Genomic DNA, 21,794 nt, shown 5'->3' on the forward strand with positions numbered 1-21,794 from the left:
CGGCGTTCGTCACTTCAGGTCATCGTTCTCAGCCGAGCCTGGCGTCGAGCGACACCTTGATCGCGCCGAGCGCCTTGGAGACGGGGCATTCGGCCTTGGCCTTCTCGGCCAATTCCTTGAACTTCGCCGCATCGATGCCTGGCACCTTGCCGACCACGGTGAGGGCACTGCCGGTGATGCCGGTGCCGGGAACCAGCGTCACCACGGCCTTGGCGTCGAGTTCGGCCGCGGGCGTGCCGTTCTCGGCCAGGAAGTGCGAAAGCTGCATGGCGTAGCAGCCGGCATGCGCGGCCGCGATCAGCTCTTCCGGATTGGTGCCGGATTTGCCGCTTTCATCCTCGAAGCGCGCCTTGAACGAATAGGGCGTGCCCTTGAGCGTCCCGCTCTGGCTGTCGAGCGTGCCCTTGCCTTCTTTCAGATTGCCTTTCCAGACGGCTGTTGCGGTGCGATCCATGAAGTCCTCCTTGGTTGTCGTGAACTTGGGGTTGTCGTGACCTTGTGAACTTGGCCTGGGTGAGCCCCGGCGTCCGTTCAACTATAGCGCGGGCGGGCGCGAAGACCACTGCGCTGTTTAGACCACGGCATGATGACGGCTCATTGCCTCCGGAGCGTCCGGAAAAATATTCGTGCTTTTCAGAAAAATATTCGCGCAAAAATGTCGACTTCCATCCGGCCCGGCCGTCCTGCGGGCGGCCATGGGATTTTGGCCGGATGGAGGTTCACATGGACAGTCTGTTTTTTGCACTGTGGAAGCGCCCGGGCGATAGGCCTGAGCGACAGGAAGACTTCTGGCTGGATCCGCCGGCACCCATACTCGGCAGGTTGCTGGCGGCTGTTGCCATCATCGGTGTCGCGGCATGCCTTCTCGACCATGCGGCCGCGGTCGACGGCAAGGCTGACACGCTCGTCACCGCATCCTATGGTTCATCGCAGCAAGGGAGCTGGAAATGAAATATGTCTGCCTGGTCTATGGCGAGGAGAAAGACCTCTATGCGCTGACGCCCGATCAGGGGGCCAAGCTCGACGCCGATTCGCTGGCCTATGACAGGTCCCTGGACCAAGAGGGCAAGCTGATCATCGCGCAGGCGCTGCAATCGGTGAGGACGTCGAAGTCGGTGCGACGGCGCGAGGGCAAGCGCCTTGTCATCGACGGTCCCTTCGCCGAAACCAAGGAGCAGCTGCTTGGCTTCGTCATGGTCGAAGCGGACACTCTCGACGAAGCGCTGGACATCGCGGCCGGCATTCCGCTGGCCGAACTCGGCACGATCGAGGTGCGGCCGATCTACGATGTACCGGGGTCATAGGCGGAACCCGGCTTTGGCAGCGCGCATCGGCTTGTTTAATCGCCTAAGCGCCACCAGCCGCAAATTGAATTTTCCTGGCCGCAGGCAACTCTTGCGTGTTGAAGCAACACGACAGTTCTCCTATCGTCGCGCGGATTCCTGGGGGATGTCGACATGCCTTTCCTGTTAGCGATCCTTGGCGTGCTCGGAGCGGCGGCGTTCTGGTGGTACCGGATGAAGGCCATGAACGATGCCGCGCGCGAGGTCGCCGATGTCGTCGGGCGCGTGCAAGGCAACATCCGACGCAAGAAGCTGCGCAAGCAGGCGGCCCTGTCGCCGCTGACGGCGATCGACGATCCGGTGGTGGCCGCCGCGACGCTGATTACATCGATCGTTTCCGAGAGCGGGCCGATCCTGCCGCAGCGCGAGGCCGTCATCCGCGCTGTCATTTCCGAGATCGCCGACAAGAAGAAGACCGATGAGGCGGTAATCTACGCCAAATGGGCGGCATCACAGATCGACGACACCACGGTTGTCATCGACAAGCTCGCGCCATTCCTGCGCGAGCGTCTCGACGTCGCCGAGCGAAACGACCTGCTGCAAATGGTCAACCGAGCTGCCCAGGGCGGCGAGAAACGCCTTGAGATCGCCGACCAGCGCATGCTGCGGCTGCGGCAGAAGCTGGGTTTCGAAGTGAATTGAGATCGCCGGCCTTGGCGATTGGCGCGAGACGCCCTTGAGTCATCATCCTACGGCGGAGCAAGGAGCGAAGCGACGCGGCGCAGACCATAGGATCCATGCCGGGACTCGGAAGCGCCGCCACGGTGCAGAATTCCACTTCCGCTGCACCTATGGCCTAGGTCGCGGCATGGATCCTCGGGTCTTCGCGACGCCGCTTCGCGGCTGCTCCGCCCGTGGATGACGAAGTCGGGCGTGTGGCGAGACGCTCAGATCGCCTCGCCCTTCAACAGCCTCGGCGTGCCGGCCGACAGTCCCGAGGCCTGGCGGATAAAAAATTCCTTCAAGCGCGGCATGCGCTCGACCAGGCCAAGGCCGATGTCGCGGACGGTGCGCAGCGGGGTGATGTCGTTGGAAAACAGCCGGTTCAGCACATCCGTCGTGATGCCCATCTGCACCGTGTCGAAACGGCGCCATTGCTGGTAGCGCTCGAGCACGTCGAGCGCGCCGATATCCTGGCCGAGCCGGTCGGCCTCGACGATCACCTCGGCAAGCGCTGCCACATCCTTGAAGCCGAGATTGAGGCCCTGTCCGGCGATCGGATGGATGCCGTGGGCGGCGTCACCGGCAAGCGCCACGCGCGGTGCGACGAAGGCCCGTGCGATGGTCAGGCCAAGCGGCCAGGCGCGCGGCTTGTCGGCAACGCGGATCTCGCCGAGTTTCAGGCCGAAGCGCTGTTCGAGTTCATGCTCGAAGACGAGATCGTCGCCCTCCACCAGCGCTTTTGCATCTTCGGCACGTTCGACCCAGACGATCGACGAGCGGTTGGTGCCGTCCTTGTCGGGTTTCAGCGGCAAGGTGGCGAAGGGGCCGGCCGGCAAAAAGTGCTCTTCGGCGCGGCCATTGTGCGGGCGTTCATGCGCTACGGTGCAGACGATGCCGGACTGGCCATAGTCCCACTTCACCGTCTTGATGCCGGCCATGTCGCGCAGCTTCGAATTGACGCCGTCGGCGGCGACCAGCAGCCGTGCGGTCAGCGCGGCGCCGTCGGCCAGATGCACCGATATGCCGGCGCCGCTGGTCTCAAAACCCTGCACCGCCACACCTTCGATGATGTCGATGCCGAGCGTCTCGGCCCTGGCGCGCAAGGCGCCGTTCAGCGCCCTGTTGGCGAGCATATGCGCAAAGGGCTCGCCCGGCGCCACTTCGCCGCCGAAGGTCAGGAAGACCGGGCGCACCGGATCGGCGCTGCGCGAATCGGTGATGATCATCTCGGTGATCGCCTGCGCCTGCGGCGCGATCTCGGCCCAGACGCCGAGCTGGTCGAGCATGCGGCAGGCGGCCGCGGCAATGGCCGAGGCGCGGCCGTCCCGTTGCCAGGCACCGGCGGGCGCGGCATCGACCAGCGCCACGGCCAAATGAGGCCGCGCCTGCTTCAGTGAAACGGCGGTGGCCAGCCCGACATAGCCGGCGCCGGCGACGAGGACATCGAGCCTGGATCTGGTCTTGGCGTCCGCCTTGCGTTCCATCGTCTTGGCTCCTTGCGCGCCGGCCCGGGCCTGCGCCCTTGACGGCTCGTTCTTCCTGTCGGAAACCGCCATAGCAATTTTGCGGCGAGGTCACAAAACATGACGGCGGCCATGGACGAGCTTCTGAGCATTCTCGACCTCGAGAGGCTGGAACACAATCTGTATCGTGGTCGCAGCCCCCAGGTGGAGTGGCAGCGCGTGTTCGGCGGCCAGACCATCGCCCAGGCGCTGGTGGCGGCACAGCGGACGGTGGAGCCGGACCGCTTCGTGCATTCGCTGCACGGCTATTTCATGCGGCCGGGCGACATCAGGGTGCCGATCGTCTACGAGGTCGACCGCATCCGCGACGGCGGCTCCTTCACCACCCGCCGCGTGCTGGCGATCCAGCACGGCCAGGCGATCTTTTCGCTGGAAGCCTCGTTCCAGGTCGACGAGAAGGGGCTCGAGCATCAGTTCGCGCTGCCCGATGACGTGCCGCCGCCGGAAGGGCTGCAGACGCAGCGGCAGCTGCTCGAGAGGGCCGAACGGGTGCCGGAAGCGGTACGCCGCTTCTGGGCGCGCGAGCGGCCGCTGGAGCTCAGGCCGGTCAATCTCCAACACTATGAAAGCCGCGACAAGCTGCCGCCCCGGCAGAATGTCTGGATCCGCCTCGCCGGCCCGGTTCCCGACGATCGCGCGCTGCAGTCGGTGCTGCTCGCCTATCTCTCCGACATGACATTGCTCGACACCTCGACCTTCGCGCATGGCCGTGGCCTGTTCGATCCCGACATCCAGGCGGCGAGCCTCGACCATTCGATGTGGTTCCACCGGCCGCATTCACTCGACGGCTGGCTGCTCTATGCGCAGGACAGCCCGTCAAGCTCGGGATCGCGCGGCTTCAGCCGCGGCACGCTCTATGCCCGCGACGGCACGCTGATCGCCTCCATGGCTCAGGAAGGCTTGATCCGGCTCAAGCGCTGAGCATTCCGAGTCTTGTTTGAGCACAGTCATTTCCAAAAACCGGGCTCCGCTTTTCGGCGCCATGCCCAAAGCCGGCAAATTAGGCAAATTCGAAAAATTGCATAATTTTTGAGCATGTGGCGTGTCACAGGTCTCGGCACCTGCTGGCCTCGGCCACTTCATTCCCTTTATTTACAACACGTTAACATGCTGCTTCGGCACTTGGCACGAAGCTTGAATTCTTGGGAGCACTCTCCGGCTCTTTGGGATCGGTGAAGTCGTGCAAACGCGGGGGACCGCAACAGCAAAGGGTGAAACCTTATGAAAATCGTGATGGCAATCATCAAGCCGTTCAAGCTGGACGAGGTACGCGAAGCGCTTACCGCCGTCGGCATCCAGGGCCTGACCGTCACCGAAGTCAAAGGCTACGGGCGTCAGAAGGGGCATACGGAAATCTATCGCGGAGCGGAATACGCGGTCAGTTTCCTGCCGAAGATCAAGATCGAGGTCGCGGTCAGTGCCGACACGGTCGACAAGGCCGTCGAAGCCATCACCGCCGCGGCCAAGACCGGCCAGATCGGCGACGGCAAGATTTTCGTTTTCGGCATCGACCAGGCGGTGCGCATCCGCACCGGCGAAACAGACACCGACGCGCTCTGAGCGGCGAACACGTATTCCAATGGAGAGTTCAATGAATATTCCTTCCACCTTGAAGACGACGGGACGGGCGGCCCTTCTGGGCTCGCTTGCTCTCGCAGCATTGGGCAGCGTCGCCGCCTTCGCGCAGGAAGCAGCTCCGGCCGCTGCCGCCGCCGCACCGGCCGCCGCTCCCACCCCGGTGCTCGACACCGGCAACACCGCCTGGATGCTGACCTCGACGGCGCTGGTGCTGATGATGACCATTCCGGGCCTGGCGCTGTTCTACGGCGGCATGGTGCGCAAGAAGAACGTGCTCGCCACCATCATGCAGAGCTTTGCCATCACCTGCCTGGTGACGGTGCTGTGGTTCATGTTCGGCTATTCGCTCGCCTTCACCACCAATGATTCCGCCAGCCTGAACCAATATATCGGCGGCTTCTCGAGATTCTTCCATCACGGCATCACCGTTTCGACGCTGTGGCTGCCAGGGGTGGCGAACATTCCTGAATTCGTCTTCTCGATGTTCCAGATGACCTTCGCCATCATCACGCCTGCCCTCATCGCCGGCGCCTTCGCCGAGCGCATGAAGTTCTCGGCGCTGCTGATCTTCATGGCGCTGTGGCTGGTGTTCGTCTATGCGCCGATCGCGCATTGGGTCTGGGGCGGCGGCTTCCTTGGCGCGGCTGGCGTGCTCGACTTCGCCGGCGGCACGGTCGTCCACATCAACGCCGGTGTCGCCGGTCTGGTCTGCGCGCTGGTTCTCGGCAAGCGCGAAGGCTACGGCACCACCAACATGGCGCCGCACAACCTGGTCTATTCGGTGATCGGCGCCTCGCTGCTGTGGGTCGGCTGGTTCGGCTTCAACGCCGGTTCGGAACTGGCGGCTGACGGTCTTGCTGGTGCTGCCATGCTCAACACGCAGGTCGCCACCGCCGCTGCCGCGCTGGCCTGGATGTTCGCCGAATGGATCGTCGCCAAGAAGCCTTCCGTGCTCGGCATCATCTCGGGTGCTGTCGCCGGCCTGGTGGCGGTGACGCCGGCTTCCGGCTTCGTCAACCCGACCGGCGCCTTCATCGTCGGCATCGTCGCCGGCGTGGTCTGCTACATCTCCGCGGTCAAGGTGAAGCATATGTTCGGCTATGACGACTCGCTCGATGCCTTCGGCGTCCATGGCGTCGGCGGTGTGGTCGGTGCGTTGCTGACCGGCGTGCTAGCCGATCCGGCGATCAATGCGCTCGGCAAAGACGCGTCGATTGGCAAGCAGCTCTATGGCATCGCCTTCACCATCCTGTGGACGGCGGTCGCCACCTTCGTGATCCTCTACATCGTCAAGGCGCTGGTCGGCCTGCGTCCGACGACCCAGGAAGAGGTCGAAGGCCTCGACATCTCCCAGCATGGCGAAGTGGTGCCGTAAGGCCAGCCTCGCCAAGGGACCGGCGGATCCTCCTCCCGCCGGTCCCAGATTTCCAGAGATCCCGTCGTGACGTTCTCGAAAGAGGCTCACGCATTGAGGCCCGGAGCGATCCGGGCCTCTTTTTTTGGCAAATTCGTTCTGATCGAGGTCGACTTCGCGCAATCACGTTCGCGTGAAGAGGCTTTTCGAAGAAACATCGACCGCCGTGGTTCCGAACTGTGAATGCGATCGTCGTTTTGGCGCTCGTGCGCAAAAACACAGGGAAGGAACTTCTCATGAACTTCAAGACTATCTGCCTCGGGGCACTCGCGCTTTCCATGGTCAGCGGCGTTGCATTGGCCGGCGCCCTCGACGAACCTGACAACATGGCGCCGTTCTTCACCGATGCCGGGATGAAGACCATGAAGTCGGAGGCAGACTTCAAGTCGGCCTGGGCCTCGACGGCCAAGGACAAGCAGGACACGATGATGAAGGAGTGCCAGGACGCGGCGATGAGCAAGCCTCATGCCGAATTCTGCGCCAATCTGATGATGTATGCCGGCCACAAGTGATTGCGCGAGATCGGGTCCCGAGGGGGCCTGATCCAACCGGCGTTTTCAAGACAGCGATGGCGGGATTCACGGCCCGCCATCTTTGTCTTCATGAGGCGTTGGTAAAAAGCCATGGTTAATGCGGCCTTAACCTTCCCACGGCTAGTCTGACCTCCGAATCTGCCGGAGTGCGTCATGCGCTCGGGCCAGGCAATATGACGGGGAAGAGCATGCGTTCAGGGGCTTCAGCACCGCTCGCGCTGGCCGATACGGGGCACGGCATCCAGGCTTTCGCACGGCGCCAGGTCGGCCGGCTGGTCGGCGCCGGGCTGTTCCTGGCTGTCGCCTTCGGGGTCGCCAGCCTCGCCACATGGAACGTTGCCGATCCAAGCTTCTCGCACGCCACCAACAACACCGTCACCAACGCCATGGGCTATGCCGGTGCCGTGTTCTCCGACCTCGCCATGCAGTTCTTCGGCCTCGCCGCGGTTGCCGCGCTGGTTCCCGCCGTCATCTGGGGGTATCTGCTGTTTTCGGCGCGCGGCGTCGACAGGCTGCCCAAGCGCGGGCTGTTCTGGTTCGGTTTCGCGCTGCTCGCCGCCGCGATCGCCGGCTGCATCGTTCCGCCCAAGACCTGGCCGCTGCCCACCGGCCTCGGTGGCGTGTTCGGCGACATGGTGCTCAAGATTCCCGGCGTGCTCATCGGCGGCTACCCGACCGGGCTGATCGCCAGCGTGCTTGCCGTTCTGCTGGCCGCGCCGACGCTCTGGCTGTTCGCCTATGGCGCGGCGCTGATCGGGCGCAAGAACGGCTTTGCCGTCATGGAAGAACCTGCCGCCGCCGATCCACGCGAAGATGATCTTCTGTTCGACAATGACGAGGATGAGGGCGACGAGGGCATATTGGCGCTCGGCGCCATCACCCATTGGTGGCTCTCGCTGCGCGCGTGGATGCATCGCCGCGCCGTGCGCCGCAGGCAGGAACGGGACGAATACGAGCCACAGATGGAGCAGCGTTCCACCGCCTGGCGCCGCGCCGCCGAAAGGGTCGAATCGGCCGAGTTCGCCGAGTCGCGGATGAGCCAGGACGGCCGCGCCCGTGTCGAACCGGAATTCTTCGCCGCCATGGTCAATGACCGCAGCGTTTCCGTCGATCCGGACGATGACGATATCTTCGAGCGCGATGACGAGGACATGGATTTCGATGACGAGCCCGTCACCCAGCGCCGTGCCGCACCAACGGCCAAGGTGCAGCAGTTCCGCTCCGACGCCGCCACCCGCGTCGAGGCGCCGGCGGCGCGCCCCGTGCCGGGCGCGCGCGTTCAGCGCGAGGCGCAGACCTCGCTGATCGGCTCGGACACGTTCGAAATGCCGTCGCTGCATTTCCTGTCCGAACCGAAGAACGTCGCCAAGGACGCAAGCCTGTCGAAGGATGCGCTGGAGCAGAATGCGCGGCTGCTGGAAGGCGTGCTGGAGGATTTCGGCGTCAAAGGCGAGATCATCGCCGTGCGACCCGGTCCGGTGGTCACCCTTTATGAGCTGGAACCGGCGCCCGGCATCAAATCGTCGCGCGTCATCGGCCTGTCCGACGACATCGCCCGCTCGATGAGCGCTATCGCTTGCCGCGTCGCCGTGGTTCCCGGCCGCAACGCGATAGGCATCGAACTGCCGAATGCCAAGCGCGAAACCGTCTACCTCCGGGAGATATTGGCCAGCCGCGATTTCGAGACGACCAAGTCCAAGCTGGCGCTGGCGCTGGGCAAGAGCATCAACGGCGAAGCGGTCATCGTCGACATCGCCAAGATGCCGCACGTGCTGGTCGCCGGCACCACCGGCTCCGGCAAATCCGTCGCCATCAACACCATGATCCTGTCGCTGCTCTACAAGCTGACGCCGCAGGAATGCCGGCTGATCATGATCGACCCGAAGATGCTGGAATTGTCCGTCTATGACGGCATCCCGCATCTGCTGACACCCGTCGTCACCGATCCGAAGAAGGCGGTGGTGGCGCTGAAATGGACCGTGCGCGAGATGGAGGACCGTTACCGCAAGATGTCCAAGGTCGGCGTCCGCAACATCGACGGCTTCAACGCTCGCGTGCAGCAGGCCGACAAGAAGGGCGAGAAGATCTCGCGCACCGTTCAGACCGGCTTCGACCGCCAGACCGGCGAGGCGATCTACGAGACGGAGAATCTCGACCTCGAGCCGATGCCATACATCGTCGTCATCATCGACGAAATGGCCGACCTGATGATGGTCGCCGGCAAGGACATCGAAGGCGCGGTGCAGCGACTGGCGCAGATGGCGCGTGCCGCCGGCATCCATGTCATCATGGCGACGCAGCGTCCTTCGGTCGACGTCATCACCGGCACCATCAAGGCCAACTTCCCGACCCGCATCTCCTTCCAGGTGACGTCGAAGATCGACAGCCGCACCATCCTGGGCGAGCAGGGCGCCGAGCAGCTGCTCGGCATGGGCGACATGCTCTACATGGCCGGCGGCGGCCGCATCCAGCGTGTGCACGGCCCGTTCGTCTCCGATGACGAGGTCGAGAAGATCGTCGGGCATCTGAAGCTGCAAGGCGTGCCCGAATATCTCGACGCCATCACCGAGGATGACGGCGAGGACGACGACGAACCGTCCGGCAAGGGCGGTTCCGGCGGCGGTGGCGGCAACAGCAATCTGGACGATTCCGACGACCCGTACGACCAGGCGGTGGCCGTGGTGCTGCGCGACGGCAAGGCCTCGACCAGCTACATCCAGCGCCGTCTCGGCATCGGCTACAACCGTGCCGCCTCGATCATCGAGAAGATGGAGAAGGAAGGCATTGTCGGCCCCGCCAACCATGCCGGAAAACGCGAGATCCTGGTGCCGACCGAAGACGACAAATTCTGATGGCGGGGAGTTCACGGCAACTTTGAACCCTCTGGCGCGTTGAGGCGAAGCAGCGCCGCTCTACCGCCAAACTTCAGCCCAACTGGGGGTTCACGACAGCGACAGATACAGGAACCACCAAGCGAGTGACCGACATGAAGAACGATCTTTCCGCACTCAGCGATTTTGCTCCCACCCGCCGCCAGCTGCTTGGCCTTGGCCTTGTCGCTGTGGGTGCAGCCGCCCTCAATGTGATACCCGGCTTCGAATTGCTGGCTTCGGCGCAGGCCGCCGTGCCCGCCGCCGCGCAGAAGATCGCCGACCATTTTTCCTCGGTCAAATCGATGAGCGGCGAATTCGTGCAGTTCGGCCCCAAGGGCGAACAGACCGGCGGCAAGTTCTTCCTCGAGCGTCCGGGCAAGATCCGCTTCAATTATGACGGGTCATCGAATTTCAAGGTGATTTCGGACGGCAAGTCGGTGGTCATCCTCAACAAGAAAATGAAGACCTCCGATCTTTATCCGCTGTCGAAGACGCCGCTGAAATTGCTGCTCGACGACCGGATCGATCTCTCCGGCGACCGCGTCAAGAGCGTCAAGGAAGAAGACGACCTCACCACTATCAAGCTCGCCGACAAGTCGGTGTTCGGCAATGCGATGATCACCATGATGTTCGATCCGAAAACCTATGATCTGCGCCAATGGACGATCACCGATGCGCAAGGCAAGGACACCACGGTGATGATCTTCAACACCAAGGAAGGCGTCAGCTTCGCGCCAGACACGTTTGCCATCGACTATACGGCCAACCGAGAGCTGAACACCAAGACGCGCTAAGGTACGCAGATGTTCAGGTGAGGCCGGCCTGTGAATGGCGGCTTCCTGCGCTTTTCCCCGTTCCACTGCGTCGCAGTAGAACGGGGCTCACGTACCCAAACGTGAGCTCCGCTCGTCGCAAGGGCGACCCCGGAATCCACCATTCTCGACTCGGCCTGACCAGAATCTCAGCGCGGCTTGGGGCCACCTGCTGAGCAAGTTCCAAGCACAGCCCGGCTTGTCTTTGCGGCGCCCGGCTGGCAGTTTCCGGACTGACTCCCTCAAAAGGCGTCTTCTCCGTCAGGGTCCATCTGTCCTGGCTGGGAAGTGCGCTGCCTCCGGATTGCCAATGCCCTTTTCCATCGCCACCTGGAATATCAACTCCGTGCGCCTGCGCATGCCGATCGTCGAGCGGCTGCTCGACGAATACGCCCCCGATGTGCTCTGCCTGCAGGAAACGAAAGTTCCCGATGAGCTGTTTCCCGAAAAGGCATTCCGCAGGCTCGGCTACCAGCACATCGCCTTCCATGGCCAGAAGGGTTATCACGGCGTGGCGACGGTGGCGCGGCGGCCGATCGAGGTGGTCGAAAAACGTCGCTTCTGCGAGATCGAGGACAGCCGGCATCTGTCGGTGACGGTGCGTGCCGGCGGCAAGACGATCCTGGTGCACAATTTCTACGTTCCGGCGGGCGGCGACGAACCGGATCCCGAGATCAACAAGAAGTTCAAGCACAAGCTCGATTTCGTCGCCGAGATGAACGCCATCCGCGCCGAGCACAGCGAAGTGTCCGCCTCGGTGCTGGTCGGCGACCTCAACATCGCGCCCCTCGAGCACGACGTCTGGTCGCACAAGCAGTTGCTGAACGTGGTCAGCCATACACCGGTCGAGACCGAAAACTTCGAGGCGATGCGGCTCGCCGGCAACTGGGTCGACCTGATGCGGCACGATGTGCCATCAGACCAGAAGCTCTACACCTGGTGGAGTTATCGCGCGCAGGATTGGGAAGCGTCGAACCGCGGCCGGCGGCTCGACCATGTCTGGTCGTCACCGAACCTGGTGCCCAGCTTTGCCGGCTACGACATCCTGCGTGCCGCACGCGGCTGGGACCGGCCGTCGGACCATGTGCCGGTGATTGCGCGGTTCGATCTGGACTAGGCCGGCGGTCAAAGGGGCGTTGAATGGAGATAGTGGCAGCACGAGAGCCGGATGTGACATCGACGGCCGACTGTCTGGCGGCTGCCTTTGCCGATGATCCGCAGATGGCTTTTTTCTTCTCGGGCGATCCTCCGCAGCGTCAGGTGCTGGTGACTGAGTTCTTCTCGATCCTGATGGCGGCGCGCCTGGCGCTTGGAATGCCTGTGCTGCTGTCAAAGAGCGAGGGTCGCATCCTTGGCGCGGTGATGGGCTATGATACGCAGCGGCCTGAATGGCCTCCGGCGCACCAGCAGAGATGGGCTTTGCTTCAGCAAAGGCAGGCATCGATGGCTTCGCGCTTCGAGAGGGCAGACGCCATAAGTGAAGAATACAAGCCGCAGGAACCGCATTTCTACCTTGGGGTCCTGGGCGTTCACCCCTCGATGCAGGGAAAGGGGGCTGGCGGCGCGCTCATCACGGCTTATTGCGATCTTGCCGAAAGAGATCCTGTCTCGGCAGGGACGTTTCTCGAAACCGCACAACTCAAGAATTTGGCTTTCTATGAGCGCTGCGGGTTTCAACTCCTCGGCCAAGGTGAACTTGCGCCCGGGAAGCCATTCTGGTGCCTGTTCAGGCCAAAACCCGTTCGAGACGGTAGTTAGACCTACCCGCCAAACCGCGGCGCCAGCTTCTCGATGCGGGCGATCATGGCCTGGAAATCGTCGAGGATGCGCTGGTGCAGTTTCACCGCCACGTCGGGATACTCCTCCAGGATGCGACGGAACATCTTGCGGCTCAGCCGGATCACTTCCGAATCGATTTCGGCCGACGCGCTGGTCAGCCGGTTGCTGTCGGCGATCAATGCCAGTTCGCTCAGGATGGTGCCGGGGCCGGCGGTGCCGAGCGGGATGCGCTCGCCGGTCTGCTCGCGATAGAGCACGATGCGTCCGCTGACCACGACATAGGCCGAATCGGCCTCATCGTCCTCGCGGTAAAGCTTGTGGTTGGCTTGCAGCAGGGTGTTCTCGGCGCCGAAGGCGAGCAGACGCAGCTGTTCCTGCGTGAAACCCTGGAAGAGCTTCACGGCGGACAGGATGCGGATGTCGTCATCCAACGCCATCTCTAGCTGCGTCCCCGAACGGTCAGTCCAATCCCTCCTTCACGGGCAGATCCTGAATCTCCTCCAACAGGATCGCACCCGAACGCGGCCCCGCCCAGACCGCTTATTGGATAATGAAATGTTTAAGGAACCAGCTTGTAGCCGCCGCTTTCTGTCACAAGAATTTCAGCATTGGAAGGATCGCGCTCGATCTTCTGGCGCAGCCGGTAGACATGGGTTTCCAGCGTGTGCGTGGTGACGCCGGAATTGTAGCCCCAGACCTCCTCCAGCAGCACGTCGCGCGTCACCACCTTCTGGTCGGCGCGGTAGAGATATTTGATGATCGAGGCTTCCTTCTCCGTCAGCCGCACCTTGCCCCCACGCGGGTCGATGAGCAGCTTCTGGCTGGGCTTGAAGGTGTAGGGGCCGACCGAGAAGGTGGCGTCCTCGCTCTGCTCATGCTGGCGCAGCTGGGCGCGGATGCGCGCAAGCAGCACCGCGAAGCGGAACGGCTTGGTCACATAGTCGTTGGCGCCGGCTTCGAGACCCAGAATCGTGTCCGAATCGGTGTCGTGGCCGGTCAGCATGATGATGGGCGCCTTGTAGCCGCCCTTGCGCAGGATCTTGACGGCCTCGCGGCCATCCATGTCGGGCAGGCCGACATCCATGATGAGCAGGTCGATGAGGCCGCCGCGTGCCGCGGTGACGCCTTTTGCCGCAGTCGCTTCCTGCAGCACGTCGAATTCCTCATAGAGGGCGAGTTGCTCGACCAGTGTGCCGCGCAGGTCGTCATCGTCGTCAACGATTAGAATGGTGCGTGAAGTCATGGATCAATCCGTTGTTTTGAAAAGTGAATTCAGTTGACCGCTGCGTATTTATGCGGAAGCTGGCCGACACAATAGCCTCTCACAGTGATTTGTTCCGTGGCACGATCATACAAGAAAAAACGCGATCGCAATGCAGCCGGCGCAATTTTGCTGAAACGGCTGCGTGTGCTGACCGTGCGGGCAAGGCCTGGCCACCCCAGCCAGGGCCTGCTGCAGGCCGGAAATGCGGTGTTTGCCTGCGCGCTGGGGCGCGGCGGCATCTCGGCCGACAAGCGCGAAGGCGACGGCGCCACGCCGCTTGGCTCGATGCGGATCCTGTCGGGTTATTTTCGTGGAGATCAGTTTGCCGGTGGCCGCCGGTCGCGGCTGGCGATGACGCCGATCGGGCCCGATCTCGGCTGGTGCGAAGTGCCTGATGACCGCAACTACAACAGGCCGGTCAAGATCCCCTACGGCGCCAGCCACGAACGCATGCGGCGCGACGACCGGCTCTACGACGCCTGCCTGGTGCTCGACTGGAATATTTCGCCGCGCCGCAGGGACGCGGCAGCGCCATCTTCTTCCACCTGGCACGTCCCGGCTTCACACCGACGGAAGGCTGCGTCGCGGTGACCGCGCGCACGATGAAGCGGCTCTTGCCGCTGCTGTCGGATAGGACGGTGATGAGGGTGGTGCGGTAGGGGCTGCCGATATTCAGGTGAGGCCGGCCTGCAAACGGCGGTTTCCTGCGCTTCCCCGTTCTACTGCGCCGCAGCAGAACTGTGCTCACGTACTTAAGTACGCTCCGCTCCGGTTCTCGGAACCCACCGTTTTCGACTCGGCCTGACCTGAATCTCGACAGCCCCACGCACGTCAAAGGTTCGGCCGCCCCGGCTTCTGCCAACCCGTACCCAGCAGTCCGATTTCGCGAAGCTCCCGGTCCACCGCCTTGGCGATGTCGCGGCGTTCGCCGCCGATATCGCGCAGTTCACGGTCGGAGAGGCCGTCGACCGGTTCCAAGGGAAGCCTGGCGGCGACGTTGGCCTGGCGCAGCCAGTCGATCGTGGCGCGCAGCCACTGCGGGAGAGATGCTTTCAGGGTGGTGTGGGACTTCAGGGCGATCTCGGTCATGGCTTTATCCGGTTTCTCCGGATATCAAATCCGGTTTGAAGGTATCTCGATGCCGCAATCATGCTGGATTGAAAAACAAACGGGAAACGAGTAGTTCTTTTCAGATTATCAAGTTTTATTTGGAGATCCGATGTCCCGCCTCCTGCCCGGAACGCGTGCGCTGAGGACCTTCGAGGCGGCCGCGCGTCACCTCAATTTCACCCGCGCCGCCGACGAGCTTGGGCTGACGCCAGCCGCGGTCAGCCACCAGGTCAAGGAAATCGAGGAGCAGCTCGAGCTGGTGCTGTTCACGCGCACCAGCCGCACCATGCGGCTGACGGAAGCGGGAAACGTGCTGTTCGAGGCGTCGATCGACGCGCTCGACCTGCTCAACCGGGCGGTGTCCCGCGCCCGCAAGATGACGCGTGGCACCGCGCTCTTGAAAGTGACGCTCGACGCGCAGTTCGCGACAAAATGGCTGATGCGGCGCATCGACGATTTCCGCCGTCAAAGGCCGGGCATCGAGTTGCGCTTCGACATCACCTACGATGTCAGGGACTTCGAGCGCGACGACGTCGATATCGGCATTCGGTTTGGCACCGGCAAGTATCCGGGGCTTTGCGCGCATCGGCTGTTCGACAACATCATCATCCCGGTGTGCAGCCCGGCGCTGCTGGTGTCAGGGCCGCCGCTCAATGAACCGCGCGACCTCTTCCGGCACACGCTGGCGCATATCGAATGGTCGCGGCAAGGCGTCACCTGGCCGAACTGGAGCATGTGGATGCAGGCGGCAGGCGTCGACGATTTCGACGACAGCCGCACCCTCGTCTTCGGCTCCTCGACCGATGCCACGCAGGCAGCACTCGACGGCAATGCCGTGGCGCTGGCCGACTTCGCCATGGTCGCCAACGATTTGTCGCAGGGGCGTCTCGTCCGCCCTTTCGAGCTCGGCATCAAGGTCGCGCCGGAGTTCGCCTATTTCCTGGTTTATCCGCAAACCGTGAAGGACGACGCGCGCATCGTCGCGTTTCGCGAATGGCTTCTCGAGGAGGCGGCAAAGACCCACGGCACGGAGGCATGAGCCGGCTGCGCCGAGCCCGGTCTTTCGGTCACGACCGGGCGTTGTGGCCGAAGATCATGCGAGTGTATTTCTTCCACGTCCATTTCAGGCTCTTGTACAAACGCGGGTAGTTTTTCGCGGAAATGGATGTTTGAAACGCTCCGTTCTCGCTGCCTTGTTCGACAATGGGCCGCTCGAACCACAGCATTTCAATGCCGAGCTTCTCGTCCATCTGTTCGACCTGGTGGTCGATCGAGGTGTAGATCTTGTTCTGCTCGATCCAGGCACAACGGGCTTCGGCGACCGGTCGGGTGATGAGGTAGGAATCGGTGCATCTGGCATGCAGCGCCGGGTAGAGTCTTTGGCCCTTCCGCAGTTTCCAGCTCGGCGTGTAGTAGTTGCTGCCATTGCCGAGATAGATGACGGCCTTGCGCGCGGGGCTGCCGAGCTCAGCCAGCCCTTGCCGGAACTTGGCGACGAAGTCGCGGGCGAGGAAGACGTCATCCTCGAAGACCAGGCAATAGGGCAGGTCGGTCTCGAGGAAGTCGCGCCAGATGCCGACATGCTTCAGCGCCAGCGAGACGGCCGGCGGGTGGGTAAAGGCAGGCGCGACCAGCTCGTTGCGGATCTCCGGCGTGATATCGGGCCGGTCCCAGTCCGTGTAGAAATAGACCGGTACGCCACGCCGCTCGAATTCGCGGACGATGTGGCGGCGCCGGTCGTCATAGCCCTGCTTGACGTGGCAGATCCGGGTGAACACCAGGTCGCGTGGAAATCCGTCTGCCATCGTCAACGTACCGTTCAGCTTGCCACGGCGCCGAACCAGCCGATCACCGCGCCGATGATCAACAAGACACCCAGCCAGTGGCCGCCGTCGATGAGGGTCAAGTCCCAGCCGAAATTCTCGTAGCGATGGTTGACCGACAGCGTCGTGGCGACAAAACCCAGCCAAAGCACGAAGCCGAAGATAAGCCCGGCAAGCCATGTCGGTTCACCACCGGTCATGGCGCCGACAACCAGCGCCATGATGGTGGCCATGAGCAGTTCGGCGATGAAGCTGATAATGAAAGGCAGCGGCGATTTCTTCATCGTCGCCGGATCGAGCCTGGCGGCCTTCAGCCACGGCTTGCTCAACGCCATGTACCAGGCGGCGCCGAACAACCAGGCGACGATGGCGGCGACGATCACCGCCAGCCAGTTCACTGCTGAAAAATCCATGAGCTTCCCCCTCCAGATGCAGGCCATACGAACTGCATGCCCGTTGTATCAAGCGCTTCGGCGATGGCGTCAAGCAAAGCGCCAGACGGTGGTGCGCTTGACCAGGGAATCCTCCAGTGCCCGGGTGACGGCGACCTCATAGACCGCAAGCGGCTCCAGGCCGGCTTTGGGCATATACGACCGGCCGGGGTCACCGACGAAGATCGCGGCGCCGCGCGCCTTGAGCGTCGCGAACCACGGCATCAGGCTATCGGCGAAGGATTTGTCGTAGAAAACGTCACCGGCCAGGATCACGTCCCAGCCGGCATCGGTGCCGATACAGTCCGTGCCGAGGAATTCGATGCCGACGCCATTGGCCTCGCTGTTGAGGCGGATCGCGGTGGCGCAGAACGGGTCGATGTCGGCGGCGATCACTTGAGCAGCACCCGCCTTGGCGGCGGCAATGGCGACAAGGCCGGAGCCCGAGGCGAAGTCGAGCACGCGATTGCCTCGCACCGTGTCGGGATTGTCCAGGATATAGCGGGCGAGGCCTTGGCCGCCGGCCCAGGCAAAGGCCCAGAAGGGCGGCGGCAGGCCGATCTCGACCAGTTCGTCCTCGGTCCGCTGCCAAAGATCGTGCGCTTCATCGGCGAGGCGCAGAACAATCTCCGGCACATGCGGCGGCGCCATCAGCGCCGTGTTGTCGAGAATGAATTGCTTGGCGCTGTGTGGGGTGAGCGCCGTCACGGAGCAGGCGTCAGGCCGCCCATGCGGCAGACTTCCTTCCATTCCGCCGGAGTGACCGGCTGCACGGAAAGCCGCCCGAGCCGCACCAGCGCCATCTCGGCAAGTTTTGGGTTGGCCTTGACCTGTTCCAGTGTGGGCGGGTTCGGCACGTCCCTGACGGCGCGGATGTCGACGCATTCCCAGCGCGGATCATCCGAAGTGGTGTCGGGATGGGCCAAGGCGCAGACTTCGGCGATGCCGACGATGTTGAGCCCCTCATTGGAATGGTAGAAGAAACCGAGATCGCCGATCTGCATCGCCTTCATGTTGTTGCGGGCGGCGTAGTTGCGCACGCCGTCCCATTGCGTGCCGGCCTTGCCCTTGGCCTTCAGCATCTCGAAGGAGAACTTGAAAGGCTCCGATTTGAACAGCCAGTAGTTCATTCTTTCTCCTCCTTGCGAGCCAATTGCGGGCTATCGGAAATTAACTAGCCGCCGGCTTGTTGAACGTCCAGTTCCACTGGCGGATTTCGACGCTTTCGAACAGCCCGGCCTTGGCATAGGGGTCGGCGGCCGACAAGGCCTGCGCTGCCGCCAGGTCAGGCGCCTCGACGACGACGAGACTGCCATTGGGCTTGCCGTCGGCATCGAGGAACGGACCGGCAAAAGCCAGTTTCTTCTCCGCATTCAGGCCTTCGAGGAAGGCGACATGCACGGGCCGCGTGTCGAGGCGCACCTGCAGGCTTCCGGGCTTGTCCTTGCAAACAAAAGCAAACAGCATGGTCTTTCTCCTGGTCGATGGGATCGAGTTTTTGGGGATCAAAGTGGTCGGGATCAATCGTTGGTTTCGGTTTTCAGCGGCCGGGTCATCAAGGCGGTCACGGCCTGGCGGATGGTGATGGTGCCGTCCAGTATGGCAGCCACGGCGGCGATGATCGGCGCGTCGATGCCGCGCTCGGCGGCGATGCGGGCGGCGATCGCCGCCGTCGGCACGCCCTCGGCCAGCGGCAGTCCGGCAAGCGCCTTGCCTTGCCCGAGCGCCAGCCCATAGGCGAAATTGCGCGATTGCGCCGACGAGCAGGTCAGCAGCAGGTCGCCAAGGCCGGAAAGCCCCATCAAGGTCTCGGGCCTGGCGCCGAAGGCGGCACCGATGCGGCGCAGTTCGACGAAGCCGCGCGTCACCATGGCGGCCTGGGCGCTGGCACCAAGCCCGGCGCCGGTGACAGCACCCGAGGCAATGGCAAAGACATTCTTCAAGGCGCCGCCGATCTCGACCCCGATGAGGTCGTCGCTCGAATAGCAGCGCAGGTTTTCGGCGGAGAAGCGGGCGGCAAGGTCGGCGGCCAGCGCCTCGTCGCCGGCGGCGACCACCACAGCTGTCGGCAAGCCCCTGGCAACATCGGTGGCGAAGCTCGGGCCGGACAGCGCGGCGACCGGGTTTCGCGGCAGGATCTGCTCGACGATTGCCGACAGCAAGGCGCCGGTGTCGCGCTCGATGCCCTTGGCGCAAAGAACAAGCGGGATGCCAGGAGGCACATGGTCTTTCGCCGCCGCCAGCGTCGCCCGCAAGGATTGCGCCGGGGTCACCGCCAGCACGCAATCGGCGCCAGCGAGCGCTGCCTTGATGTCTGATGTCGCTTCGATGCCGGGCGCAATGGCGATGCCGGGCAGATAGCGCGGGTTCTGGCCTTGGCCGATGGCGGCCACGGTCTCCGGGTCGCGCGCGAACAGGCGCACCTTATGGCCGGCACGCAGCATGGCCAGCGCCAGCGCCGTGCCCCAGGCGCCGCCGCCGAGCACGGTGACGCGCCAGCCGCTTTTGTCGGGATTGTTTTTGGCTTCAGCAGTCATGCCTTGGCTCCGCGCCGGCCGGAGCCGACCATCGGCGCCGAGATGCTGTCCAGCGGCCAGCGCGAGCGCGGCACGAAATCGAAGCCGTTCTCCTGCGCCATGCCTTCCCGCAGCCGTTCGATGCCGGCCCAGGCGATCATCGCCGCATTGTCGGTGCAAAGTTTAAGCGGCGGCGCGACGAAGGTGAAACCGGCGTCGGTGCAGAGCCGCTCCAGCGTTGCCTTGATGGTGCGGTTGGCGGCGACGCCGCCGGCGACCACCAGCGCGGGCTTTCTCGTGCCGGGGAATGTCTGGCTGAATCGTGCCAGCGCGCGCGAAACGCGGTCGGCCAGCGCATCGGCGACCGCCGCCTGGAATGAGGCGCAGATGTCGGCGACGTCCTGGTCGCTCAGCGGCTCGATCGCCGTTGCTGCCTGGCGCACGGCGGTCTTCAGGCCGGAGAAGGAGAAGTCGGGCTGCGCCGAGCCCTTCATGGGGCGGGGAAAGGCAAAGCGCGCGGCATTGCCGCTCTGTGCCGCCTTTTCGACATTCGGCCCGCCGGGATAGGGCAAGCCGAGCATCTTGGCGGTCTTGTCGAAGGCTTCGCCGAGCGCGTCGTCGATGGTGGTGGCCCAGCGCTGATAGTCGCCGACGCCGCGCACGGCGAGGATCTGCGTGTGGCCGCCGGAGACCAGCAGCAGCAGATAGGGGAATTCGAGCCCGTCGGTCAGCCGCGCCGTCAAGGCGTGGCCTTCGAGGTGGTTGATGGCGATCAGCGGCTTGCCTGCCGCCGCGGCGATCGCCTTGGCCGTCATCAGCCCGACGATCAGGCCGCCGACCAGGCCTGGGCCGGCGGTGGCGGCGATGGCATCGATATCGGCAAGGGCCGTGCCCGAATCGGCAAGGGCCGCCTCGATGATGCCGTCCAGCGCCTCGACATGAGCGCGCGCGGCGATCTCGGGCACGACACCACCGAAGGCGGCATGCTCCTCGATCTGGGAAAGCACGACATTGGACAGGATTTTCGGCGCGGCATCGCCCTCCAGTGCCACGACGCTGGCGGCGGTCTCGTCACAACTCGTCTCAATGCCCAGAACGCGGATCAATTCGTCGCTATCCCTAGAGATTGTGTAGCCGTACGTTCCTCGTTAGGGAGAATGCCGGAAACGCAAAGCCAGCCGGGGGTTATCACGGACCGCGCGCCATGCAAACAATCTTGAAAATCGGAACACGCGGCAGCCCGCTGGCGTTGGCACAGGCGCATGAAACCCAGGCGCGGCTGATGGCCGCGCACGGCCTGCCGGCGGAGGCGTTCGAGGTCGTCGTCATCTCGACCAGCGGCGACCGCATCCAGGATCGTCCGCTGTCGGAAGCCGGCGGCAAGGGCCTGTTCACCAAGGAGATCGAGGAAGCGCTGCTCGCCGGCGCGATCGACATCGCCGTGCATTCGTCGAAGGACATGCCGACGCAATTGCCCGAAGGCCTGGAGCTCTCCGCCTTCCTGCCGCGCGAGGACGCGCGCGACGCCTTTGTCGGCAAGGCGGTGAAGACGATTGCCGAACTGCCGCACGGGACAAAAATCGGCTCGTCGTCGCTCAGGCGGCAGGCGCTGATCCGCCGCATGCGGCCGGATCTCGACGTGGTGATGTTCCGCGGCAATGTGCAGACGCGGCTGCGCAAGCTGGACGAAGGGGTCGCCGCCGGCACTATCCTCGCCTATGCTGGGCTGAAGCGGCTGGGGCTCGAACATGTCGTTACCGACCTGATACCGCTCGACATCTTTCCACCCGCACCCGGACAGGGCGCGATCGGCATCGAGACCCGCATCGGCGATGGCGGCGTCGAAAAGATGCTGATGGCGATCCACGACGTGCCGACCGGACAGGCGCTCGCTTGCGAGCGCGCCTTCCTGGCGGCGCTCGACGGTTCCTGCCGCACGCCGATCGCCGGCCATGCGGCGATCGAGGCCGGAAAACTCTCTTTCGCCGGGCTGATCATCTCGCCCGACGGCATCCAGTCGCACACGGTCGAGCTGCAGGGGCCGGCACAGGATGCCGCCCGCATCGGTGATGAGGCCGCGCGGACGGTGCGGGCCAAGGCCGGCGAAAAATTCTTCGACGGCTGGCTCTGAA

Annotated in this window: 25 protein-coding genes and 1 pseudogene; 14 read left to right on the top strand and 12 right to left on the bottom strand. The window is 63.7% G+C overall.

The features are described from left to right. Positions 1–28: 28 nt before the first annotated feature. Positions 29–454, bottom strand: coding sequence for an OsmC family protein (locus tag AC56QX_RS06980; protein WP_497114725.1), 426 nt, complete (start codon positions 452–454; stop codon positions 29–31). Between the two features lie 269 nt (positions 455–723). Here AC56QX_RS06980 and AC56QX_RS06985 point away from each other — a divergent pair, with 269 nt between their 5' ends. From AC56QX_RS06985 to AC56QX_RS06995, 3 genes are all read left to right on the top strand, one after another. Next, on the top strand, positions 724–951 hold the full coding sequence (locus tag AC56QX_RS06985; protein ID WP_497114726.1) for a hypothetical protein: 228 nt from the start codon (positions 724–726) through the stop codon (positions 949–951). Further along, positions 948–1,304 carry a YciI family protein gene (locus AC56QX_RS06990; RefSeq protein WP_497114728.1) on the top strand — a complete coding sequence of 119 codons (357 nt, stop codon included), beginning with the start codon at positions 948–950 and terminating at the stop codon, positions 1,302–1,304. The genes AC56QX_RS06985 and AC56QX_RS06990 overlap by 4 nt, the downstream gene beginning before the upstream one ends. A 153-nt stretch (positions 1,305–1,457) precedes the next feature. Then, on the top strand, positions 1,458–1,985 hold the full coding sequence (locus AC56QX_RS06995) for a hypothetical protein (protein WP_497114730.1): 528 nt from the start codon (positions 1,458–1,460) through the stop codon (positions 1,983–1,985). Between the two features lie 245 nt (positions 1,986–2,230). Here AC56QX_RS06995 and AC56QX_RS07000 read toward each other — a convergent pair whose 3' ends face one another. Further along, the gene (locus AC56QX_RS07000; RefSeq protein ID WP_497114732.1) at positions 2,231–3,490 is read right to left on the bottom strand and encodes a ubiquinone biosynthesis hydroxylase; all 1,260 of its coding nucleotides are present in this window, start codon (positions 3,488–3,490) and stop codon (positions 2,231–2,233) included. 99 nt (positions 3,491–3,589) lie between these two features. On the opposite strand from AC56QX_RS07000, the gene tesB reads away from it, so the two are divergent. From tesB to AC56QX_RS07040, 8 genes are all read left to right on the top strand, one after another. Next, positions 3,590–4,450: an acyl-CoA thioesterase II gene (gene tesB, locus AC56QX_RS07005; RefSeq protein ID WP_027042889.1), complete on the top strand. Its 861-nt coding sequence runs from the start codon at positions 3,590–3,592 to the stop codon at positions 4,448–4,450. Between the two features lie 300 nt (positions 4,451–4,750). After that, positions 4,751–5,089 (top strand): P-II family nitrogen regulator, encoded by a 339-nt coding sequence (locus AC56QX_RS07010; protein WP_010912291.1) that lies wholly within the window; start codon positions 4,751–4,753, stop codon positions 5,087–5,089. A gap of 31 nt (positions 5,090–5,120) precedes the next feature. Beyond that, positions 5,121–6,482 (top strand): ammonium transporter, encoded by a 1,362-nt coding sequence (locus tag AC56QX_RS07015; RefSeq protein ID WP_497114735.1) that lies wholly within the window; start codon positions 5,121–5,123, stop codon positions 6,480–6,482. Between the two features lie 275 nt (positions 6,483–6,757). Then, positions 6,758–7,033, top strand: a complete 276-nt coding sequence (locus tag AC56QX_RS07020) for a hypothetical protein (protein WP_497114738.1) — start codon at positions 6,758–6,760, stop codon at positions 7,031–7,033. Positions 7,034–7,242: 209 nt separating this feature from the next. Next, positions 7,243–9,906 carry a DNA translocase FtsK gene (locus tag AC56QX_RS07025; protein ID WP_497114741.1) on the top strand — a complete coding sequence of 888 codons (2,664 nt, stop codon included), beginning with the start codon at positions 7,243–7,245 and terminating at the stop codon, positions 9,904–9,906. A 134-nt stretch (positions 9,907–10,040) separates the two neighbouring features. Further along, on the top strand, positions 10,041–10,721 hold the full coding sequence (locus tag AC56QX_RS07030; RefSeq protein WP_497117700.1) for an outer membrane lipoprotein carrier protein LolA: 681 nt from the start codon (positions 10,041–10,043) through the stop codon (positions 10,719–10,721). Between the two features lie 328 nt (positions 10,722–11,049). Next, the gene (locus AC56QX_RS07035) at positions 11,050–11,856 is read left to right on the top strand and encodes an exodeoxyribonuclease III (protein WP_497114744.1); all 807 of its coding nucleotides are present in this window, start codon (positions 11,050–11,052) and stop codon (positions 11,854–11,856) included. A 23-nt stretch (positions 11,857–11,879) separates the two neighbouring features. Next, positions 11,880–12,497, top strand: coding sequence for a GNAT family N-acetyltransferase (locus AC56QX_RS07040; protein WP_497114747.1), 618 nt, complete (start codon positions 11,880–11,882; stop codon positions 12,495–12,497). A 2-nt stretch (positions 12,498–12,499) separates the two neighbouring features. Here AC56QX_RS07040 and AC56QX_RS07045 read toward each other — a convergent pair whose 3' ends face one another. Both AC56QX_RS07045 and AC56QX_RS07050 read right to left on the bottom strand, forming a co-directional pair. Further along, positions 12,500–12,955 (bottom strand): cyclic nucleotide-binding domain-containing protein, encoded by a 456-nt coding sequence (locus tag AC56QX_RS07045; RefSeq protein ID WP_497114750.1) that lies wholly within the window; start codon positions 12,953–12,955, stop codon positions 12,500–12,502. A 122-nt stretch (positions 12,956–13,077) separates the two neighbouring features. After that, complete coding sequence (locus AC56QX_RS07050) at positions 13,078–13,761, bottom strand: response regulator transcription factor (protein WP_010912284.1); 684 nt, start codon at positions 13,759–13,761, stop codon at positions 13,078–13,080. Between the two features lie 144 nt (positions 13,762–13,905). On the opposite strand from AC56QX_RS07050, the pseudogene AC56QX_RS07055 reads away from it, so the two are divergent. Then, a pseudogene (locus AC56QX_RS07055) lies at positions 13,906–14,441 on the top strand (L,D-transpeptidase family protein). Positions 14,442–14,613: 172 nt separating this feature from the next. Here the strand turns inward: AC56QX_RS07055 and AC56QX_RS07060 are convergent. Further along, the gene (locus AC56QX_RS07060) at positions 14,614–14,871 is read right to left on the bottom strand and encodes a hypothetical protein (protein ID WP_497114753.1); all 258 of its coding nucleotides are present in this window, start codon (positions 14,869–14,871) and stop codon (positions 14,614–14,616) included. Between the two features lie 130 nt (positions 14,872–15,001). On the opposite strand from AC56QX_RS07060, the gene gcvA reads away from it, so the two are divergent. Further along, entirely contained in the window at positions 15,002–15,931 is a 930-nt protein-coding gene (gene gcvA, locus AC56QX_RS07065) for a transcriptional regulator GcvA (protein WP_497114755.1), read from the top strand. A 28-nt stretch (positions 15,932–15,959) separates the two neighbouring features. Here gcvA and AC56QX_RS07070 read toward each other — a convergent pair whose 3' ends face one another. The 7 genes from AC56QX_RS07070 to tsaD form a co-directional block, all read right to left on the bottom strand. After that, positions 15,960–16,697: a glycosyltransferase family 25 protein gene (locus AC56QX_RS07070; protein ID WP_497114757.1), complete on the bottom strand. Its 738-nt coding sequence runs from the start codon at positions 16,695–16,697 to the stop codon at positions 15,960–15,962. A gap of 14 nt (positions 16,698–16,711) precedes the next feature. Next, positions 16,712–17,128: a DUF1761 domain-containing protein gene (locus tag AC56QX_RS07075; RefSeq protein ID WP_497114759.1), complete on the bottom strand. Its 417-nt coding sequence runs from the start codon at positions 17,126–17,128 to the stop codon at positions 16,712–16,714. Between the two features lie 69 nt (positions 17,129–17,197). Next, the gene (locus AC56QX_RS07080) at positions 17,198–17,896 is read right to left on the bottom strand and encodes a class I SAM-dependent methyltransferase (protein ID WP_497114760.1); all 699 of its coding nucleotides are present in this window, start codon (positions 17,894–17,896) and stop codon (positions 17,198–17,200) included. Next, positions 17,851–18,276, bottom strand: coding sequence for an EVE domain-containing protein (locus tag AC56QX_RS07085; protein WP_497114763.1), 426 nt, complete (start codon positions 18,274–18,276; stop codon positions 17,851–17,853). Before AC56QX_RS07085 ends, AC56QX_RS07080 begins: the two co-directional genes overlap by 46 nt. 40 nt (positions 18,277–18,316) lie before the next feature. Then, positions 18,317–18,613: a YciI-like protein gene (locus tag AC56QX_RS07090; protein ID WP_027042903.1), complete on the bottom strand. Its 297-nt coding sequence runs from the start codon at positions 18,611–18,613 to the stop codon at positions 18,317–18,319. Between the two features lie 53 nt (positions 18,614–18,666). After that, positions 18,667–19,683 (bottom strand): NAD(P)H-dependent glycerol-3-phosphate dehydrogenase, encoded by a 1,017-nt coding sequence (locus AC56QX_RS07095; RefSeq protein ID WP_497114765.1) that lies wholly within the window; start codon positions 19,681–19,683, stop codon positions 18,667–18,669. Then, positions 19,680–20,765, bottom strand: a complete 1,086-nt coding sequence (tsaD, locus tag AC56QX_RS07100) for a tRNA (adenosine(37)-N6)-threonylcarbamoyltransferase complex transferase subunit TsaD (protein WP_497117701.1) — start codon at positions 20,763–20,765, stop codon at positions 19,680–19,682. Before tsaD ends, AC56QX_RS07095 begins: the two co-directional genes overlap by 4 nt. A gap of 101 nt (positions 20,766–20,866) precedes the next feature. On the opposite strand from tsaD, the gene hemC reads away from it, so the two are divergent. Continuing rightward, on the top strand, positions 20,867–21,793 hold the full coding sequence (gene hemC / locus AC56QX_RS07105) for a hydroxymethylbilane synthase (RefSeq protein ID WP_497114767.1): 927 nt from the start codon (positions 20,867–20,869) through the stop codon (positions 21,791–21,793). The last annotated feature ends 1 nt before the right edge of the window (position 21,794 follow it).

The organism is Mesorhizobium sp. RCAM 06353 (assembly GCF_059683585.1).

Coding starts and splice junctions, on each gene's coding strand:
- AC56QX_RS06980 (WP_497114725.1), bottom strand. CDS start 454: ATGGATCGCACCGCAACAGCCGTCTGGAAAGGCAATCTGAAAGAAGGC.
- AC56QX_RS06985 (WP_497114726.1), top strand. CDS start 724: ATGGACAGTCTGTTTTTTGCACTGTGGAAGCGCCCGGGCGATAGGCCT.
- AC56QX_RS06990 (WP_497114728.1), top strand. CDS start 948: ATGAAATATGTCTGCCTGGTCTATGGCGAGGAGAAAGACCTCTATGCG.
- AC56QX_RS06995 (WP_497114730.1), top strand. CDS start 1,458: ATGCCTTTCCTGTTAGCGATCCTTGGCGTGCTCGGAGCGGCGGCGTTC.
- AC56QX_RS07000 (WP_497114732.1), bottom strand. CDS start 3,490: ATGGAACGCAAGGCGGACGCCAAGACCAGATCCAGGCTCGATGTCCTC.
- tesB (WP_027042889.1), top strand. CDS start 3,590: ATGACGGCGGCCATGGACGAGCTTCTGAGCATTCTCGACCTCGAGAGG.
- AC56QX_RS07010 (WP_010912291.1), top strand. CDS start 4,751: ATGAAAATCGTGATGGCAATCATCAAGCCGTTCAAGCTGGACGAGGTA.
- AC56QX_RS07015 (WP_497114735.1), top strand. CDS start 5,121: ATGAATATTCCTTCCACCTTGAAGACGACGGGACGGGCGGCCCTTCTG.
- AC56QX_RS07020 (WP_497114738.1), top strand. CDS start 6,758: ATGAACTTCAAGACTATCTGCCTCGGGGCACTCGCGCTTTCCATGGTC.
- AC56QX_RS07025 (WP_497114741.1), top strand. CDS start 7,243: ATGCGTTCAGGGGCTTCAGCACCGCTCGCGCTGGCCGATACGGGGCAC.
- AC56QX_RS07030 (WP_497117700.1), top strand. CDS start 10,041: ATGAAGAACGATCTTTCCGCACTCAGCGATTTTGCTCCCACCCGCCGC.
- AC56QX_RS07035 (WP_497114744.1), top strand. CDS start 11,050: ATGCCCTTTTCCATCGCCACCTGGAATATCAACTCCGTGCGCCTGCGC.
- AC56QX_RS07040 (WP_497114747.1), top strand. CDS start 11,880: ATGGAGATAGTGGCAGCACGAGAGCCGGATGTGACATCGACGGCCGAC.
- AC56QX_RS07045 (WP_497114750.1), bottom strand. CDS start 12,955: ATGGCGTTGGATGACGACATCCGCATCCTGTCCGCCGTGAAGCTCTTC.
- AC56QX_RS07050 (WP_010912284.1), bottom strand. CDS start 13,761: ATGACTTCACGCACCATTCTAATCGTTGACGACGATGACGACCTGCGC.
- AC56QX_RS07060 (WP_497114753.1), bottom strand. CDS start 14,871: ATGACCGAGATCGCCCTGAAGTCCCACACCACCCTGAAAGCATCTCTC.
- gcvA (WP_497114755.1), top strand. CDS start 15,002: ATGTCCCGCCTCCTGCCCGGAACGCGTGCGCTGAGGACCTTCGAGGCG.
- AC56QX_RS07070 (WP_497114757.1), bottom strand. CDS start 16,697: ATGGCAGACGGATTTCCACGCGACCTGGTGTTCACCCGGATCTGCCAC.
- AC56QX_RS07075 (WP_497114759.1), bottom strand. CDS start 17,128: ATGGATTTTTCAGCAGTGAACTGGCTGGCGGTGATCGTCGCCGCCATC.
- AC56QX_RS07080 (WP_497114760.1), bottom strand. CDS start 17,896: ATGGAAGGAAGTCTGCCGCATGGGCGGCCTGACGCCTGCTCCGTGACG.
- AC56QX_RS07085 (WP_497114763.1), bottom strand. CDS start 18,276: ATGAACTACTGGCTGTTCAAATCGGAGCCTTTCAAGTTCTCCTTCGAG.
- AC56QX_RS07090 (WP_027042903.1), bottom strand. CDS start 18,613: ATGCTGTTTGCTTTTGTTTGCAAGGACAAGCCCGGAAGCCTGCAGGTG.
- AC56QX_RS07095 (WP_497114765.1), bottom strand. CDS start 19,683: ATGACTGCTGAAGCCAAAAACAATCCCGACAAAAGCGGCTGGCGCGTC.
- hemC (WP_497114767.1), top strand. CDS start 20,867: ATGCAAACAATCTTGAAAATCGGAACACGCGGCAGCCCGCTGGCGTTG.